The organism is Aquimarina sp. MAR_2010_214, from assembly GCF_002846555.1.
Taxonomy (GTDB): Bacteria; Bacteroidota; Bacteroidia; order Flavobacteriales; family Flavobacteriaceae; genus Aquimarina.
The window spans coordinates 5,190,070-5,206,946 of sequence record NZ_PJMS01000001.1 but is presented as its reverse complement, the minus strand read 5'-3'; the positions used below and the strand labels follow the sequence as shown (position 1 = coordinate 5,206,946).

Below are 16,877 nucleotides of genomic sequence, written 5' to 3'. Positions count from 1 at the left end.
GTTTTACTTGTAGGGCTATAAAATAACTGTATTTTTGCAGCTTCAAAATATCACAACCATGACTGAGTTTGTAAGAAAAAGAGTAGCGAATGCTAAAAATGATATTTTATCAGGATTAACAGTAGCATTAGCTTTGGTTCCTGAGGCAGTTGCTTTTGCCTTTGTTGCTGGAGTAGATCCATTAGTAGGATTATATGCCGCGTTTATGATCGGATTGATCACTTCTGTTTTTGGAGGTCGACCAGGTATGATCTCTGGTGCCACAGGAGCATTAGCGGTTGTTATGGTTAGTCTTGTTGCAGAAGGAAATGAAATGGGAGCCCCAGGAGAAGAATTAGGACTATATTATCTTTTTGCGACCGTTATTCTCATGGGAGTTATACAAATGTTGGCAGGAGCTTTTAAGCTTGGTAAATTTGTACGTTTGATCCCTCATCCTGTGATGATGGGGTTTGTAAATGGTTTGGCAATTGTGATCTTTCTTTCGCAATTAGGAATGTTTAAAGAAGCCGAGAAAGATGTATTTAATAATAATAAATATGTTACAGAATCTCTCGATAAAAAATTTGAAATCAGAAAAGATAACATAGCATATGATGTATTAACAAATAAAGCTCTGTTTTCTTTTGATAATAATCGATTGATAGACATAGATACTAAAGAAGGAAAATATATAATATATGAGGGGCAGATTTTTGATCTGGATACCAAAGAAGTAGTCTTTAATTATGAAGATAATATGATTTATAGTATTGCCAAAAAGGGAAAAGTAAAATCCTGGTTACCTACAAATCAATTATTACTCATGTTAGGACTGGTAATGCTTACGATATTAATCATGTGGGGATTACCCAAATTAACAAATAAACTTCCAGAAGCACTGTTAGCTATTATTGTAGTTTCTGCTATAGTGATTTTAGGAAATCTGGATGTAGCTACCGTGGGGAGTTTTATTAGAGATGGAGGAGGAGAAGGCCTTAAAGGAGGTTTGCCACAGTTTCAGATTGATATTTTTAGGAAAATACCATTTACCTGGGAGACATTTCGCTTTATAGCACCGTATTCGGTAATTCTTGCAGCAATAGGATTGATAGAATCGTTAATGACTTTAAATCTGATTGATGAATTAACCGAAACCAGAGGTAGTTCAAATAGAGAATGTATGGCCCAGGGAGGTGCTAATATCATTACTGGACTTTTTGGCGGAATGGGTGGTTGCGCGATGATCGGTCAATCGATTATTAATATTAAAGGAGGTGGACGAACCCGACTTTCTGGTATTGTTGCTGCAGTAACATTACTGTTATTTATTTTATTTGCTTCGGGGTTAATTGAACAAGTTCCTATCGCAGCACTGGTTGGCGTGATGTTTATGGTAGTCATAGGAACCTTTGCGTGGTCTAGTTTTAGAATCCTTAATAAAATTCCTTTGGCAGATGCTATTGTATTGATAGCGGTGTCTTCATTAACAGTGTTCTTTGATTTGGCAATAGCTGTAATAGCTGGGGTTATTATGTCTGCCTTGGTATTTGCCTGGGAAAATGCAAGACGTATTCGAGCAAGAAAACATGTTCTCGAAAATGGCACCAAAGTTTATGAAATATGGGGCCCACTTTTCTTTGGAAGTATTCAGGCATTCAATAATAAATTTGATGTCGCAAATGATCCCGAAAATGTAGAGATTGATTTTATAGAGTCACGTGTTAGTGATCACTCGGCATTAGAGGCTGTTTTTAATCTTGTCGGAAAGTATGAAGACGCGGGAAAAAAAGTAAAAATTAAACACCTTAGTGAGGAGTGTCAAGCTCTTATGATTAAAGCCTCTCCTAGATTAGCCAGTGTTATAGAGCATGATATTGATGACCCGAGATATCATGTAATGGCAGAAGCGATGGAATAAATCATATTTCTGAAAATAATAAATAACTGGTTAATTAAAAACGTATATTCCCGTTGTAAAACTGAATTAAATACTGCATGGATATCCCTTTTGAACCTATTGTCTTTGGCTATAAAGTAAATATCCATTTGATTTTAGAATATGCAGCTTTCTTTATTGGGTTTCGGTATTATATATATCTTAAAAAACGTTCACAAGACTCTATTTCATCATCAAATAGGTTATCTATAATCATCGGTGCGGTATTTGGAGCTTTTCTTGGTTCTCGTTTTTTTGGTTTTTTAGAGAATCCGATCTTTTCTTTTAGTCCAGAATATGTAGTTCAGTTATTAAGTGCAAAAACTATTATGGGAGGACTTTTTGGAGGTTTGCTCGGAGTAGAGTTGGCTAAAAAGATAATCAGAGAAAAGCATTCTTCGGGTGATTTATTTACATTTCCTATAATATTAGGGATTATCATAGGAAGAACAGGTTGTTTTTTGGCAGGGGTTAAGGAATTTACTTACGGTAAACAAACCACTTCATTTTTAGGAATGGATTTAGGAGATGGTCTGTATAGATATCCAATAGCATTATTTGAAGTTGTTTTTCTATTGGTTTTATGGGGTGTTTTAAGATATTTTCAAACAGAAATTAAAAAGGAAAGCGGTTTGCTGTTCAAGTACTTTATGATTTCTTATTTCCTATTTAGATTTTGTATAGAATTCTTGAAGCCGAATACTTTTTTTGTACTAGGCCTTAGTAGTATTCAGTATTTATGTATCTTATGCATGATTTATTATCAAAAAACCATTCGAAATTTTTTTCATGCTCACTAGAAATTACACGTATTACGATTTTACACTAAGTTTATGTCCTACTTGTCTAAAAAGGATTGATGCCAAGATTGTTTTTGAAGAAGATAAAGTATTTATGCTCAAGCGATGTCCGGAGCATGGTAGATCTAAAGTTTTAATAGCAGATGATATAGCCTATTATAAGAATATTAGAAATTATAATAAGCCTTCTGAGTTTCCTTATAAATTTAATACAGCTACAGATTATGGATGCCCTTATGATTGTGGATTATGCCCTGATCATGAACAGCATTCATGTTTGTCGATTATCGAGGTAACAGATCGATGTAATTTAACTTGTCCTACCTGTTATGCTTCCTCGTCTCCGCATTACGGTAGACATCGATCATTAGACGAAATAAAGAAGATGCTGGATACCATAGTCAAAAATGAAAAAGAACCAGATGTGGTGCAAATAAGTGGAGGAGAGCCCACGATACATCCTCAATTTTTTGAAATTCTGGACTATGCCAAACAATTACCTATTCGACATTTAATGGTAAATACAAATGGAATTCGTATTGCTAAGGATATTAAATTTACCAAAAAACTGGCTGGTTATATGCCCGATTTTGAAATTTATCTTCAGTTTGATGCGTTGGATGCCGAAGTACTACAAAAATTAAGAGGAGAGGATCTTACCAAAATTAGAAAACAAGCGATCGAGAACCTTAATAGTGTAAATCTGTCGACTACTCTGGTTGTTACATTAGAAAAAGGATTAAATGACACTCTAATTGGTGATATACTAACATTTGCAACACAGCAAAAATGCGTGAGAGGAGTTACATTTCAGCCTACCCAAATAGCAGGGCGATTAGAAGATTTTGATACGCAAACCGATAGAATAACATTAACCGAGGTACGAAGAAAGATTTTAGAACAATTTCCCGTTTTTGAATCCGATGACCTTATCCCTGTGCCTTGTAATCCAGATGCTTTGGTTATGGGGTACGCTTTAAAAAATGAAGATGGACTTCTACCTCTTACCAGGTATATCAATCCGGCAGATCTGTTAGATAATGGAAAAAATACCATTGTGTATGAGCAAGATGAAGAGTTGCATGGTAAAGTTTTGGAATTATTTAGCACCGGAAATTCTGTAGAAACAGCTTCAGAAAATCTGAAATCTATAATGTGTTGTTTGCCAGAGATCGATGCTCCGGATTTAGGATATGATAATCTATTCAGAATTATAATTATGCAATTTATTGATGCTTATAATTTTGATGTGCGAGCGATTAAAAAATCTTGCGTACATATTGTGAATAAAGATTATAAAATCATTCCTTTTGAGACAATGAACTTATTTTATAGAGATGATAAGCAAGAGTATTTAGAACAATTAAGAAAAGAAACATTATGATTACAAATACCATTTTTTTGGAAGTAGGAAACCTTAATGGATTGGTGTATTTTATTCTTTTAATTCTCTTAGGACCTCCAATATTTCTTTCGATTATTGGCATAATTTTATTCAAGACTAAAAACAGAAAAGCCGGAAAAATTTTCTTTATCCTTGCTGGGATATACCTTATTGTAGGGTTAGGAATTTGTGGGGCTCTTATGGCAGGATTTTAGAGTGAAAACTGCCACAATTAGTAGTATTGAATAAATGTTAACGTTTTCGATTGGTTACAAAGGTTCTATGACTTCTTTTTTTTGTAACCCCTATGATATCTTTCCTATCTATTGTTGTAGTAGATGCATTAGTATTCATTTTGAAATTAATATATAGTGAAACTAGCGTCAAAATTTATTACAGCACTTCATTACTGTAACAACAAATTAATTTCATATACCTATAGAAAAAACAATCTCTTAGAGTATCCATAATCATTTTATCATCAGAAATACTATTCATAAGTGTAAAATAGAAACCAGATTAAAAACGACTTCTCCTTTTTCCAAAATAGCCTCCCTTTATTTTTTCGGTATATGTTTTTGTAGCTTTAGTAGTATCGTTTGAAGTTACAAGATCATCGGCATTAGGTTTTTTCCTCTTTTTAGAAGAACTTTCTTTTTCTTGTTTGACTAATCGTTCTATTGTTTCAGAAATATCCTCGGTTTTTTGAGAAACTTGCTTTTTTCCTACCCTGTAGGAATCGAATTTGTCTTTTCTTGTTTTTAAAATTGTTTTTAATTCAGAGTTTGGTAGATTAATTAGAGTCATAGTATAGATGTTGTTTTTATGATTAAAATTTCTCTCATATTATATTAATTTGATAATTTGTAGGAATTTTTCTACAAAAATAATATTGTACAAGATAGTAATAATCGTTTAAAAGTAAAAAAAATCGACGAAAGATTTTTTTAAATAACTATTGTTACTATATTTACTCAATAAAAAATGAAAATATTTAAATTTTAGATATATGATTGATCTGAAAAAAATTAAAGAAGATACCGAGGTTGATAGTGTAATTATTGCTGATAAAAATGGCAATGTAATAGATGCATTAGACACTCAGCATGATACTAATATTGCTTTAATGTTGGAAACAGCATTTTCGATGTGTAATGATATGATCAAAGATCTACTTAGTGGTGATCTTGATCAATTGATGGCAAAATCTTCAAAAGGTTTTCTTATTGCAAATAGGATTAAATCTGATTCGATCATATTGGTTGTATCTAAAAAAATGTCAAAACTCGGGCTGCTCCTTAAATATATGAGCTCTTTAGATAAATAATTTTACTGAAAATATTATTAATTAAAATTAAATTATACTATGTCAAATTTTTTAGAACAATTCATCGAAGATATTAAATCTAATGTACCTGGTTATATTGCAGTTACTGTTACAGAAGTAAGTACAGGAGTGTGTTATGTATCTAATTCTGATAAAAAAGATTTTGATCCTGAAACGGCTTCTGCCTATAATTTGGAAGTTGTAAAAGCTAAGAAGAATGCTATCAAAGCATTAGGCTTGAAATCAGAAGTTCAGGATATTATAATTACACTTACAAACCAAATTCATATTATTGACGTTTCTGAAAACGGTGAATATTTTATCTATTTAGCTGTTGATTCTACAAAAGCAAATCTCGGAATGACACGTGCACTCTTAAAAAAATACAAGAAAGACGTGGTTTCACAACTATAATAAAAGATACTTTTTTATGTAAACAATATTACTTTTATAAGACCTCACAAGCTTAAACTTGTGAGGTCTTTTTATAATAATTTTATTCAATTGCTACAAAAATATCCACTTCGGCATCTGTAGGATTTACGGCTTCTTCTCCATATACTTCAAAATCGGTAGTATATGTTCTATCGAGATCTATTTCCCATATATTGGCCCATTTATCATAGATCACACCTTTGGTAATATCTCCCTTAGCAGTAAATCGAGAATAGGTGCTTTTTTCGATTCGCACGCTAGTCATTCCCGATGGAATAGTATCTAAGTTTGCAACTTTACATCCTATGATTGTAGTATACCCCTCGGTATGGTCGCTTTCATAATCAGTATATACGGCATAGATAGAATCTTCAAGCTTATTAGGGATCTTATGCATTGTTCCTTCAGACATAAAGGTATTCCATAAAGTAGGGATATCTTTTGCAAATTGCTCATTTTTTTTAGTTGTACGTACTGAAACCCCCACGATCCAGAAAGGTTCGATTTTTGTTTTTATCATGATTTTTAATGTTAGATTAATAGATACGATAAAACTAAATACAGGTAGTGACAAAGGTATGTCAGGAGGAGTTTGTAATTTGTATTATTTTAACTCTAGCAAGTCCCATTTGGTACCGTATAAATCTTCAAAAACGACAACAGTTCCGTAGGGTTCTTCTCTTGGTTGCTCCAGAAATGAAACTCCTTTAGATTTCATAGTATGGTAATCTCTCCAAAAATCATCAGTATGAAGAAATAGAAAAACTCGTCCGCCTGTTTGATTTCCAATTGCTTTTTCTTGTTCAGAAGTGGCTGCCCTAGCTAGAAGGATGGTAGTTTCTGTCTGATTATTTGGAGCGATGAGAACCCATCGTTTTTTGTCATCAAGCCTAATGTCTTCAATAAGTTTGAAATTAAGCTTTTCTACATAAAACTGAATAGCTTCATCATAATCCTTTACAACCAGAGCTATAGCTCCTATTTTTCTTTTCATAGTGGTGTGTTATTTCACACGAACGGTATCTGGGACTAACCCTGAAACATCTCCGCCATTGCGAATTACATCACGAACAATAGAAGAAGAGATATAACTTTTTCCAGAAGAGGTTAACAAAAATACCGTTTCGATATCCGACATTTTTCTGTTGGTATGTGCAATGGCTTTTTCAAATTCAAAATCACCTGGATTGCGGAGGCCTCTTAATATAAAATTGGCATTTTGTTGTTTACAAAAATCAATAGTTAGCCCTTTGTAGGTCATTACTTTAATTTTAGGCTCATTTTTAAAAGCTTCTTCGATAAATTGCTTTCGCTCTTCAAGAGAAAACATATATTTTTTCTCAGAATTTACGCCTATGGCAAGGATAACTTCATCAAATAAGGTAAGACCTCGTTCGATAATGTCATAATGTCCTAATGTAATGGGGTCAAATGATCCGGGAAAAACAGCTCTTCTCATTGGTAATTATTAATTGTTGCATTTACAAATATAATTCAAATTATAAATTGAACTTCTATTTTTGTAAACGGATACAAGATGCTATAGCATTAGAAAATAATTCTTTTAAGCTAATCCCAGCTTTTTCTGCTTGTTGAGGTAAGATGCTAGCTTCACTTAATCCGGGATTGGTGTTCATTTCTACAAAATAAGGTTCTCCGTGATGAAAAATATATTCGCTTCTTGAAAATCCTTTCATTTTTAAAATCTGATATACTTTTAAAGCCAGATTTTTAACTTTTCGGGTATCTTCATCAGATAAACGGGCTGGGGTGATTTCTTCAGACTTCCCCATATATTTAGCTTCATAGTCAAAAAACTCATTTTCGGATACAATTTCTGTTATTGGTAATACTGTATCTTCTCCATTATGTTGAATAACTCCTACAGATACTTCGGTTCCACTTAAAAAAGATTCTATAATAATCTCATCATCTTCTTTGTAAGCCATTTCTATTGCGGGCAGAAGCTCTTCTATAGTTTTAACTTTAGAAACTCCATAACTACTCCCAGCTTTATTTGCTTTTACAAAACAGGGTAATCCTACAGTATCTACAATGGCTTTACTATCTATTGCATCACCTTTATTTAAAAAATAGTTGGTGGCAGTAGGTATTCCATAGGGCTTTAAAGTGCTAATACAATCTCGTTTATTAAAAGTAAGTGCCGCAGGGTAAAAATCACAAGCCGTTTGCGGAATCTCAATCAATTCAAAATATGCCTGTAGTAAACCATCTTCACCAGGGGTACCATGTACAGTATTAAAAGCAGCATCAAAAGTGATCTTAGAACCTTCTAATATTAAAGAGAAATCACTTTTGTCAATACTATATTTCTGATCATTATCATCTACATAATACCAACTGTCTTTGGTGATATGAACACGAAATGGAACATATAAATCTCTATCCAGGTATTTGTATACTACGTTTCCGCTTTGGATCGAGATTTCAAATTCGCTGGAATATCCACCCATTAAAATGGCAATGTTTTTCTTCATCGAGTGACTTTTGAAAACAAAAATATCATTTATCTTATAAGAAAAGCTTAAAACTTTCCGTTTTTATATATTTGTCCAAATTATGAAATAAGCCATTACAATAAAGTTAATACTAATAATTAGAATGGTTAGTGGCAAATTTTGTTTACATAATCAGGAAGGTTATGTTTGACTATAAAAATAACAGGTATAAAACAGATGAGTGTATTTATAAATTTCTTCAGAGATCTATTCAAATTTATTTACAGTAAAATATTTTTGATTCAAATGGTTATAGCAGTAGCAATGATTGCTATCTTATCTTATGTTGCATTAGAGTGGTTAGAAAGTACAACCAATCATCACCAGCGTATAGTAGTACCCAGTTTAAGTAAAAAAACTTTAGATGAGGTGGGGAAAATACTAGAAGAAAAAGAATTGAGGTATGAAGTTCAGGATTCTGCGAGCTTTAATCCTGATTATCCTCGATATTCTGTGTTAGAACAGAACCCTGTTGCTGGTAGTGAGGTAAAAGAGAATCGTAAAATATATGTAACCCTGAATCCTTCGGGTTACCGTAAAATTGAAGTTCCTAATGTAGTACAGAGAACTAGAAGACAGGCAGAGCCAAAATTGGTTGCTCTTGGATTTAAAATAGGTTCTGTAACATATCAACCCAATATTGCAAGAGATATGGTATTAGAATTAAGACATAATGGTAAAAGGCTAAAACCTGGAACAAAATTAATGAAAACCTCTGTTATCGATTTGGTTCTAGGAGATGGAAGAGGAGGAACAATAAACCTATCTAATTGATTTTGAAAGAAAACGAAGATAAAGGAGATTTTGATGCTACAGAGGATGACCTCTATGAGCATCATCGTTTTGTGGCTGGAGCTGGTCAGGTACCGTTAAGGGTGGATAAGTTTTTGATGAATTTTGTAGAGAATGCAACTCGTAATAAAATACAGCAGGCTGCAAAAAACGGAAGCGTTTTTGTAAATGATGTTCCTGTAAAATCAAATCATAAGGTGAAACCAAATGATATTGTACGGGTGTTGTTTTCTCATCCTCCTTATGAAAACTTACTAACCCCAGAGAACATCTCGTTAGATATTGTTTATGAAGATGATGTATTGCTGGTTGTTAATAAACCCGCGGGGATGGTGGTACATCCTGGCCATGGTAACTATTCGGGAACCTTAATTAATGCACTGATTTATCATTTTGATAACCTTCCAAATAATAGTAGTAATCGACCAGGGTTAGTACATCGTATTGATAAAGATACTAGCGGACTTTTGGTAATTGCCAAGACAGAAGAGGCTATGACTCATCTGGCAAAACAGTTTTTTGATAAAACGAGTAAGCGTGAGTATATAGCGATTGTATGGGGGAATGTGGCCGAGGATGAAGGAACCATAGAAGGTAATATAGGACGACACCCCAAAAACAGATTGCAGAATACTGTTTTTGAAGGTGATGAAGCTGATAGGGGAAAACCGGCAATAACACATTATAAAGTTATAGAACGACTAGGATATGTTACATTAGTTTCTTGCAGATTAGAAACCGGAAGAACGCATCAGATTCGAGTACATATGAAATATATTGGCCATACTTTATTTAATGATGAACGCTATGGCGGAGAGAAAATATTAAAAGGAACTACGTTTACCAAATACAAGCAGTTTGTAGAAAACTGCTTTAAAATTTTACCTCGACAAGCCTTACATGCCAGAACCCTTGGTTTTGAGCACCCTGTAACTAAAGAACATATGCATTTTGAAACACAAATCCCAGACGATATACAACAATGTATAGAACGTTGGAGAAAATATGCTAAGAACCAATTATCTGAAGAATAAATTGAGCTGGTATAGAGAATATTATACTGTTACTAAAGCATTTGTATAGTATTAAATAAACGTTACTAAAAACTTTATTTTGAAATAAATAAGGATTACTGATCAAATAATAGTACCTTCGCGTTTTAATAAATTATAATGAACAAAGGAACAGTAAAATTTTTTAATGACTCCAAAGGATTTGGATTCATAACAGAAGAAGGATCAAACAAAGATCATTTTGTACACATTTCAGGTTTAATCGACGAAGTGCGTGAAGGTGATGAAGTAGAATTTGATCTACAAGAAGGTAAAAAAGGATTGAACGCGGTAAACGTGAAAGTATTATAATATACATTTGACTTTTTTAAAACACAAGCCTGTCTGTTAGACAGGCTTTTTCTATTTTATATGATAATATCTCAATAAAATCGTTTAATAGCTTTTAAAACCTTATCAGCACGTTGTAACCTTAATCTTTTTATGTATTTATAAGATCGGTTCAGGATTTTCTGTACCTCTGCATCTTTTTTATATTCTTTTCTGATATGATACAAATCCAGAGCTACCTGTAGATCATTAGGAGAAAAAGAAACTCCTGTATATTGTTGTAAGAGTTGTAAGTAGGTGAAACCAAACTCTTGTGTAGGCTCTATCATAGTACCTTCGCCAAAATCATTCCAGGTAATGATTTGAATAAAATCTGAAAGTTCATGATGGGTATAATTAAGAGTTTCTACAAAAGTATGTCCAGAATTAAAGTCAATGGTCCAATCATTACTACCATTAGACCATCCACCTTCTGTATAAAAGCTCTTAAAACCGGGATAAGAAGATCCTACAGTTATTGGATTGGATGCTTGATAGGTGTCATAATAATTTTGATGAGCAAGTAAATGATCTTTGTCTACCCATAAAAATTCTCCCGAAGCATTAACTCCAACACGATTACTTGCTGCCCATAGAGTTAAAAAGCTTGGTCGATTTTCTGTAGGTAGTACATCAAATACCTGATTCCATTCGGTTGCTGTAGTTAGATAATGAGGACCAAAAACAAACAACATGTTTTTGCCGTTATATTGCATGTATTTGGGGCTAGAGAAATAACTGTCATTAATGTATGTAAAATCCTCTTGCGCAGCCTCTATGATAGATTGTCCTGTAGCCTGAGTAGCTACACGATCCTCATACATAATTGAAAATTCAAGTCCCAAATCTTCTAAACTATTAATGAAGGTTTCTGTAGATTGTTTTATCAACCCATAATCATGTAAATCTCTACTGCCATACCAATCAAAAATTACTCCATCAATTCCCGAGAGTTTCATCATTAAAAAATGATATTCATGTAAATCCGGATCGCCAGAAGAATACGGACCAATTAGAGGATAATAGTAGGAGGCGATTTGTCGGTTACCATTTTCATCTATGATTTCAGGATCTTGATTACTCATTGTCCAATGCTGTCCCCAGTATCCATCAAAATCTTTATTTTGAAACCAGGGCAAATAGTGTACATATACTTTTTTTGGATTTTCTTTAACGACATCCATACCAGAAATATCAACAATATACCCTTCTTTCTCAAGTTTAATAAACTCTTTTTCCTCTTCTAGAACTTTTAATAATTCGGCATCAGTATATGTTGTGTCCTGAACAACTTCTGCTGCAGATTGCTCATCAATCTGTTGTTGATCAATTAAAGTAATATCTTCTTTTTCACAAGAATAAAAGAAAACAATAAAAAGAAAAATGAAAAAAATAAAAGTATTCGAAGATCGTAACATATTACAAATATTAAATTAAACGTCAAACAAAATGTCTAAAGAGCTTTTAGTGTATACAAGAAGATTTGTGAATAATCAGACAATGTGTTCTAATGTTTAATTACATCAGAATTCATGCTTTTATGACGAAAAAAATGAGGGTTTCCCCTCTTTGTAATACGTTATTTGCATTAAAACTAGTTAAAATCTTTTTTCCTAAAAAGGAATATGTTGTTTTTTTACTTCATAATACCTGAAAATCAGTTATTTATATTTATTTCAAATAAGGTTAATCATTGTAAATTAGTATACCTATAGATAGAGATAGCCAATAATTCAATAGATAAGAAATACTATAACTAATTTATGATTTTAAGATGTAATCGTACTTTAACCACAAAATCTTTCAATATGAAAATTAAAAGAACGGGGCTCATTTTATATGTCAAAAAATATGAAGAATCTATTTTGTTTTATGAAACTATTTTAGAACTAACTATTTTATTTAAAAATGATGAATTAACATGTTTTGATTTGTTTGGCACCTATTTAATGGTTGAAAAAGAAGATAGGGAGGATTATCTGATAATGGATGAAACGAATGAAAAGGCATTTAGCTGTATACGAATGAATGTAGATAATGTACAAAGTATAGCAAACGATTTAAAAAGAAAAGGAATAGCCGTCGATTATCAGGAACACCATTGGGGAAAAGTAGCAAAATTCTATGATCCCGATAGAAATCTAATAGCATTTAAAGATGAAGAAACTTTTGCTAAACAGATAGAAGAATATATCCCGAAATCAAAATAACTTTTTCAAATACCCAAATAGAGAATAAATACGGGTATAGATTTTAATTGTCCATAGACAATTGTATTTTTGAATAACAAAAAAGTCACCTACATGAAAATTGTAATATCTCCAGCTAAATCATTAGATTTTGAAACAGCATTACCAACTCAGCAGTATACGATTCCAGCTTTTCTTACAGAAATTGAAAAGCTAAATGATGTATTAAAGAAGAAAACACCTAAAAAACTTTCTGAGTTAATGAGTATAAGTGATAAGTTAGCACAACTTAATTGGCAACGTAATCAGGAGTTTCATCTTCCGTTTACAAACGAAAACGCAAGACCTGCGGTATACTCTTTTAATGGAGATGTATATATCGGATTAGATGCGTATACTATTCCCGAAAAAAAATTAGGCGCATTACAGGGTCAATTAAGAATACTTTCTGGGTTATATGGAGTTCTAAAACCTTTGGATCTAATGCAGCCCTACCGTCTTGAGATGGGAACTAAATTAAAAGTGGGTCGAAAAAATAATTTATATGAGTTTTGGAAAAAAACAGTTACCCAGTACTTAAATGATGAATTGCAAGACGATGAATTATTTATCAACCTAGCAAGTAATGAATATTTTAGCGTAATTGATAAAAAAGCATTAAAAGTACCAGTGATTACTCCACAATTTAAAGATTGGAAAGGAGACAAACTTAAAATGATAAGCTTCTTTGCCAAAAAAGCCAGAGGTATGATGGTTCGATATATTATCGATACAGATGCCAAAACTATTGAAGATTTAAAAGGGTTTAATTATGAAGGCTATGGGTTTAGTGAAGAATATACTACCAAACCTAATGAATTGGTTTTTGTGAGATAACTTAATATGATAATTGTTAATACGTGAGTATTGAAAATCTTTGATACGCTTTTTGACAATTACTAACTTCCGTTTTCAAATGCATCTAATTTTAGTATCTTCAACCCAGGTATTAGTAACACAAATCATTAGATGCAAAAAATTATCAATTTTCTTGACAGAGTTGGTGAGAAGATAGGACTATTGGTTAGTTGGGTAGCAACACTACTGGCGATAATCATTGGCCTTGATGTAATTATTCGCTATATCTTTAAGTTTACATTTGTCTGGATGATCGAAATAGAGATTTATCTCTTCGGGATGATATTTCTATTAGCATCTGGATATACATTTAAATATGAGAAACACGTACGAGTTGATGTTTTTTATACTAAACTTTCTAGAAAAGGAAAAGCTTGGGTAGATCTTTTAGGAGGAGCTTTTTTACTAATTCCCTGGTGCTATGTAGTTATTGTTTCTTCCTGGTATTATGGACTGTCTTCTTTTATGATTGGAGAAAGTTCTCCTCAACCAGGAGGCTTACCAGCTTTGTACATACTTAAATTTTGTATTACTCTGGGGTTTACTTTTCTATTACTTCAGGGAATATCCCATATGTTGAAATCAATTCAAATTATTTTTAATAAGGATTAGAAATGGAATACCTGGCAATAGTACTATTTGTAATTATTTTTATTCTGATTCTAAGAGGGTACCCAGTTGCTTTTACATTAGGAGGGATTTCAGTAGCCTTTGCTTTCGGAGTATCCATTTTTGCTCCAGAAGTGTTTCAGATGTCTACGTTTTACTTGCTTCCGGCAAGAATTATGGGAGTAGTCAATAATTATGTACTAATGGCGGTTCCTTTATTTATTTTTATGGGAATCATGCTTGAGAAATCGGGTCTGGCAGAGAGCTTGTTAGAAACTATGGCAATGATGTTTGGGCGTGTACGTGGTGGTTTAGCAATTTCTGTAGTAATTGTAGGGGCTTTACTTGCAGCATCTACTGGGATTGTTGGAGCAACGGTGGTGACGATGGGGTTAATAAGCTTGCCTACAATGCTTAAACGAGGGTACAAAACAGAACTTGCAACAGGAGTAATAGCATCTTCAGGAACATTAGGGCAAATCATTCCGCCATCTATTGTATTAGTGTTATTAGCAGATACCATCAATAGTTCATCACGAGGATCGGCATCTGTAGATGTAGGAGCTTTGTTTTCTGCCGCACTGTTACCCGGATTGATATTGGTAGGATTATATATTGGCTATATTTTGATAAAATCTTTTGTTCACAAAGAAGATGCTCCCAGCATTCCTGCAGAAGAGATTGCAGCATTTAGAGGAACTAATTTCACTTCAAAAATTTTAAAAGCACTCTTCTTACCAATACTTTTGATTGTATTGGTATTAGGCTCTATTTTTACTGGTGTAGCTTCTCCTACAGAAGCTTCTGCCATTGGAGCTATTGGCGCAACAATATTGACCATAATTCAAAAAAAGTTTTCGTTTAAAATTCTAAAAGAAGTAGCTCAGGAAACTATAAAGCTAACATCGATGGTGTTTTTTATTCTTTTAGGAGCAACTACATTTACTTTAGTGTTTAGAGCATTGGGGGGAGATGCATATCTGCAAGAATTGATTATGTCATCTAATTTGACACCTCTTATGTTTTTGTTATTGGTCATGGTTGTGATCTTTATTGCAGGCTTTTTTATTGATTTTATTGAAATTGTTTTTATTATAGTGCCAGTAGTGACTCCTATTTTTAATGCTTTTGGTATGGATATGTTGTGGGTTGGGATTTTGATAGCATTAAATCTGCAAACGTCGTTTTTGACACCACCATTTGGCTTTGCTTTGTTTTATCTTAAGGGCGTTGCCCCAGATAATGTAAAAACCAGTCAGATTTATAAAGGGATTATACCTTTTATTATCATTCAGTTAATTATTGTTGGTATGGTTGTGTTTTTTCCTGAGATTATTTTTATATCAAAATAGAAGAATAGTAAAATATGTTCTTTGGAAACTATAAAAGAATATCCTTTTACATTTCTAAAGATGTTTAATAACGTATTAGTAGATCTTATAAAGTTTGTTATGGTTCAAAAAAATAAAATTTTAAGGTATTTCACCTTAGTGACCACTTTAGTATTGTTTCTTTCTTGTTTAGGGGACCCACCAGCAAGTATGCGTACTACTTCATATGATGTGACCAAACCCGATAAAGTGTTTTATTGGAAAATGACAACTACCTGGCCACCAAACTTTCCTGTGGTGGGTGAAGTTGCAGAGAAATATTCAAAATGGGTAGACGAATTGTCTAATGGGCAGATTAAAATAAAAGTATATGGAGGAGGAGAATTGGTACCCCCGTTAGAAGCTTTTGATGTAGTATCCCAGGGAACTATAGAGATGGGATGTGGAGCAGCGTATTATTGGGCAGGAAAAACCCCGGCAGCACAGTTTTTTGCAGCCGTACCATTTGGGATGAATAGCCAACAAATTACCTCCTGGTTAGAAACAGGAGGAGGATATGAATTATGGAAAAAAACCTATGCTAAATTTAACCTTGTACCTTTTATGGGAGGGAATACAGGTGTACAGATGGGAGGGTGGTTTAACCGGGAAATCAACTCTGTTGAAGATTTTAAAGGATTAAAAATGCGCTTACCGGGTATTGGAGGAAAAGTATTGGAGAAAGCAGGAGGAGCAGCAGTTTTGGTAGCAGGTAGTGAGGTGTATACAAGCTTAGAAAGAGGAGTTATTGATGCTACCGAGTGGATTGGCCCATATCACGATTATAAAATGGGATTTCATAAAATTGCAAAATATTATTATACACCAGGATGGCACGAGACAGGTTCACAACTTGAGTTTTTTATTAATAAAAATTTGTACGACGGTCTGCCTCCACATCTGCAAGCAGTATTAGAAGCGGCTTCTAAACGAGCACAAGTCTGGGTTTTGGCAGAGTTTGATAGACAAAATGGGATTTATTTGGATAAATTGATAAATGAAGAAGGTGTTGAGGTTCGCGAATTTTCTAAAGAAACTCTGGATGCCTTACGAGGATTTACTGATGAAGCAATCCAGGAAATGATAGGAGATGATCCACTTTCTAAAGAAGTGTATGAGAGCTATTCAAGTTTTCAAAAAAAGATCTCCAAATGGTCTGAAGTAACAGAAAAAGCTTATTATAATAAAATACAGAAGTAATCAAAAAAACCGTTTCAGAAGAAATTTCTTCTGAAACGGTTTAATTATTTTGAAG

At 33.1% G+C, this 16,877-nt stretch carries 20 protein-coding genes; 14 read left to right on the top strand and 6 right to left on the bottom strand.

Annotated features, from left to right (window positions below):
• Positions 1–58: 58 nt before the first annotated feature.
• From ATE84_RS22315 to ATE84_RS22300, 4 genes are all read left to right on the top strand, one after another.
• Positions 59–1,900, top strand: coding sequence for a SulP family inorganic anion transporter (locus ATE84_RS22315; RefSeq protein ID WP_101450049.1), 1,842 nt, complete (start codon positions 59–61; stop codon positions 1,898–1,900).
• A gap of 77 nt (positions 1,901–1,977) precedes the next feature.
• Complete coding sequence (locus ATE84_RS22310; protein ID WP_101450048.1) at positions 1,978–2,718, top strand: prolipoprotein diacylglyceryl transferase; 741 nt, start codon at positions 1,978–1,980, stop codon at positions 2,716–2,718.
• Positions 2,708–4,102 (top strand): radical SAM protein, encoded by a 1,395-nt coding sequence (locus tag ATE84_RS22305; protein WP_101450047.1) that lies wholly within the window; start codon positions 2,708–2,710, stop codon positions 4,100–4,102. The genes ATE84_RS22310 and ATE84_RS22305 overlap by 11 nt, the downstream gene beginning before the upstream one ends.
• Entirely contained in the window at positions 4,099–4,317 is a 219-nt protein-coding gene (locus ATE84_RS22300) for a hypothetical protein (RefSeq protein ID WP_101450046.1), read from the top strand. The genes ATE84_RS22305 and ATE84_RS22300 overlap by 4 nt, the downstream gene beginning before the upstream one ends.
• A 304-nt stretch (positions 4,318–4,621) precedes the next feature.
• Here the strand turns inward: ATE84_RS22300 and ATE84_RS22295 are convergent, their stop codons facing one another.
• A complete protein-coding gene (locus ATE84_RS22295) occupies positions 4,622–4,909 on the bottom strand; it encodes a hypothetical protein (protein ID WP_101450045.1) in 288 nt (95 codons plus the stop codon).
• Between the two features lie 202 nt (positions 4,910–5,111).
• Here ATE84_RS22295 and ATE84_RS22290 point away from each other — a divergent pair, with 202 nt between their 5' ends.
• Entirely contained in the window at positions 5,112–5,429 is a 318-nt protein-coding gene (locus ATE84_RS22290) for a roadblock/LC7 domain-containing protein (protein ID WP_101450044.1), read from the top strand.
• 39 nt (positions 5,430–5,468) lie between these two features.
• Positions 5,469–5,843 carry a hypothetical protein gene (locus ATE84_RS22285; protein ID WP_101450043.1) on the top strand — a complete coding sequence of 125 codons (375 nt, stop codon included), beginning with the start codon at positions 5,469–5,471 and terminating at the stop codon, positions 5,841–5,843.
• Between the two features lie 82 nt (positions 5,844–5,925).
• Here ATE84_RS22285 and ATE84_RS22280 read toward each other — a convergent pair whose 3' ends face one another.
• From ATE84_RS22280 to ATE84_RS22265, 4 genes are all read right to left on the bottom strand, one after another.
• The gene (locus ATE84_RS22280; protein WP_199176904.1) at positions 5,926–6,384 is read right to left on the bottom strand and encodes a GyrI-like domain-containing protein; all 459 of its coding nucleotides are present in this window, start codon (positions 6,382–6,384) and stop codon (positions 5,926–5,928) included.
• An 84-nt stretch (positions 6,385–6,468) separates the two neighbouring features.
• Positions 6,469–6,858, bottom strand: a complete 390-nt coding sequence (locus ATE84_RS22275; protein WP_101450042.1) for a VOC family protein — start codon at positions 6,856–6,858, stop codon at positions 6,469–6,471.
• A gap of 9 nt (positions 6,859–6,867) precedes the next feature.
• Complete coding sequence (gene coaD / locus ATE84_RS22270; protein ID WP_101450041.1) at positions 6,868–7,323, bottom strand: pantetheine-phosphate adenylyltransferase; 456 nt, start codon at positions 7,321–7,323, stop codon at positions 6,868–6,870.
• Between the two features lie 55 nt (positions 7,324–7,378).
• Positions 7,379–8,362: a D-alanine--D-alanine ligase gene (locus ATE84_RS22265; protein ID WP_101450040.1), complete on the bottom strand. Its 984-nt coding sequence runs from the start codon at positions 8,360–8,362 to the stop codon at positions 7,379–7,381.
• Between the two features lie 198 nt (positions 8,363–8,560).
• On the opposite strand from ATE84_RS22265, the gene ATE84_RS22260 reads away from it, so the two are divergent.
• The 3 genes from ATE84_RS22260 (at position 8,561) to ATE84_RS22250 (ending at position 10,539) form a co-directional block, all read left to right on the top strand.
• Positions 8,561–9,157 (top strand): PASTA domain-containing protein, encoded by a 597-nt coding sequence (locus ATE84_RS22260; RefSeq protein ID WP_101450039.1) that lies wholly within the window; start codon positions 8,561–8,563, stop codon positions 9,155–9,157.
• Positions 9,158–9,159: 2 nt separating this feature from the next.
• Entirely contained in the window at positions 9,160–10,209 is a 1,050-nt protein-coding gene (locus ATE84_RS22255) for an RluA family pseudouridine synthase (RefSeq protein WP_101451187.1), read from the top strand.
• Positions 10,210–10,347: 138 nt separating this feature from the next.
• Positions 10,348–10,539: a cold-shock protein gene (locus ATE84_RS22250; RefSeq protein WP_024770737.1), complete on the top strand. Its 192-nt coding sequence runs from the start codon at positions 10,348–10,350 to the stop codon at positions 10,537–10,539.
• Between the two features lie 71 nt (positions 10,540–10,610).
• Here ATE84_RS22250 and ATE84_RS22245 read toward each other — a convergent pair whose 3' ends face one another.
• A complete protein-coding gene (locus ATE84_RS22245) occupies positions 10,611–11,975 on the bottom strand; it encodes a glycoside hydrolase family 71/99-like protein (protein ID WP_101450038.1) in 1,365 nt (454 codons plus the stop codon).
• A 390-nt stretch (positions 11,976–12,365) separates the two neighbouring features.
• Between ATE84_RS22245 and ATE84_RS22240 the strand changes: the two genes are divergently transcribed.
• From ATE84_RS22240 to ATE84_RS22220, 5 genes are all read left to right on the top strand, one after another.
• Entirely contained in the window at positions 12,366–12,767 is a 402-nt protein-coding gene (locus ATE84_RS22240; protein WP_101450037.1) for a VOC family protein, read from the top strand.
• A 93-nt stretch (positions 12,768–12,860) separates the two neighbouring features.
• Complete coding sequence (gene yaaA / locus ATE84_RS22235) at positions 12,861–13,622, top strand: peroxide stress protein YaaA (protein ID WP_101450036.1); 762 nt, start codon at positions 12,861–12,863, stop codon at positions 13,620–13,622.
• Between the two features lie 132 nt (positions 13,623–13,754).
• Positions 13,755–14,255 (top strand): TRAP transporter small permease subunit, encoded by a 501-nt coding sequence (locus tag ATE84_RS22230; RefSeq protein ID WP_101450035.1) that lies wholly within the window; start codon positions 13,755–13,757, stop codon positions 14,253–14,255.
• A 2-nt stretch (positions 14,256–14,257) separates the two neighbouring features.
• The gene (locus ATE84_RS22225) at positions 14,258–15,604 is read left to right on the top strand and encodes a TRAP transporter large permease subunit (RefSeq protein ID WP_101450034.1); all 1,347 of its coding nucleotides are present in this window, start codon (positions 14,258–14,260) and stop codon (positions 15,602–15,604) included.
• 21 nt (positions 15,605–15,625) lie between these two features.
• The gene (locus ATE84_RS22220) at positions 15,626–16,822 is read left to right on the top strand and encodes a TRAP transporter substrate-binding protein (protein ID WP_233195874.1); all 1,197 of its coding nucleotides are present in this window, start codon (positions 15,626–15,628) and stop codon (positions 16,820–16,822) included.
• Positions 16,823–16,877 lie beyond the last annotated feature (55 nt).

What these genes read in the sequence shown, in the direction of transcription:
- ATE84_RS22225 (WP_101450034.1), top strand. Translation starts at nt 14,258, where the DNA reads ATGGAATACCTGGCAATAGTACTATTTGTAATTATTTTTATTCTGATT.
- ATE84_RS22315 (WP_101450049.1), top strand. Translation starts at nt 59, where the DNA reads ATGACTGAGTTTGTAAGAAAAAGAGTAGCGAATGCTAAAAATGATATT.
- ATE84_RS22305 (WP_101450047.1), top strand. Translation starts at nt 2,708, where the DNA reads ATGCTCACTAGAAATTACACGTATTACGATTTTACACTAAGTTTATGT.
- ATE84_RS22240 (WP_101450037.1), top strand. Translation starts at nt 12,366, where the DNA reads ATGAAAATTAAAAGAACGGGGCTCATTTTATATGTCAAAAAATATGAA.
- ATE84_RS22230 (WP_101450035.1), top strand. Translation starts at nt 13,755, where the DNA reads ATGCAAAAAATTATCAATTTTCTTGACAGAGTTGGTGAGAAGATAGGA.
- ATE84_RS22275 (WP_101450042.1), bottom strand. Translation starts at nt 6,858, where the DNA reads ATGAAAAGAAAAATAGGAGCTATAGCTCTGGTTGTAAAGGATTATGAT.
- ATE84_RS22310 (WP_101450048.1), top strand. Translation starts at nt 1,978, where the DNA reads ATGGATATCCCTTTTGAACCTATTGTCTTTGGCTATAAAGTAAATATC.
- ATE84_RS22260 (WP_101450039.1), top strand. Translation starts at nt 8,561, where the DNA reads ATGAGTGTATTTATAAATTTCTTCAGAGATCTATTCAAATTTATTTAC.
- ATE84_RS22265 (WP_101450040.1), bottom strand. Translation starts at nt 8,362, where the DNA reads ATGAAGAAAAACATTGCCATTTTAATGGGTGGATATTCCAGCGAATTT.
- ATE84_RS22280 (WP_199176904.1), bottom strand. Translation starts at nt 6,384, where the DNA reads ATGATAAAAACAAAAATCGAACCTTTCTGGATCGTGGGGGTTTCAGTA.
- yaaA (WP_101450036.1), top strand. Translation starts at nt 12,861, where the DNA reads ATGAAAATTGTAATATCTCCAGCTAAATCATTAGATTTTGAAACAGCA.
- ATE84_RS22295 (WP_101450045.1), bottom strand. Translation starts at nt 4,909, where the DNA reads ATGACTCTAATTAATCTACCAAACTCTGAATTAAAAACAATTTTAAAA.
- ATE84_RS22290 (WP_101450044.1), top strand. Translation starts at nt 5,112, where the DNA reads ATGATTGATCTGAAAAAAATTAAAGAAGATACCGAGGTTGATAGTGTA.
- ATE84_RS22285 (WP_101450043.1), top strand. Translation starts at nt 5,469, where the DNA reads ATGTCAAATTTTTTAGAACAATTCATCGAAGATATTAAATCTAATGTA.
- coaD (WP_101450041.1), bottom strand. Translation starts at nt 7,323, where the DNA reads ATGAGAAGAGCTGTTTTTCCCGGATCATTTGACCCCATTACATTAGGA.
- ATE84_RS22245 (WP_101450038.1), bottom strand. Translation starts at nt 11,975, where the DNA reads ATGTTACGATCTTCGAATACTTTTATTTTTTTCATTTTTCTTTTTATT.
- ATE84_RS22250 (WP_024770737.1), top strand. Translation starts at nt 10,348, where the DNA reads ATGAACAAAGGAACAGTAAAATTTTTTAATGACTCCAAAGGATTTGGA.
- ATE84_RS22300 (WP_101450046.1), top strand. Translation starts at nt 4,099, where the DNA reads ATGATTACAAATACCATTTTTTTGGAAGTAGGAAACCTTAATGGATTG.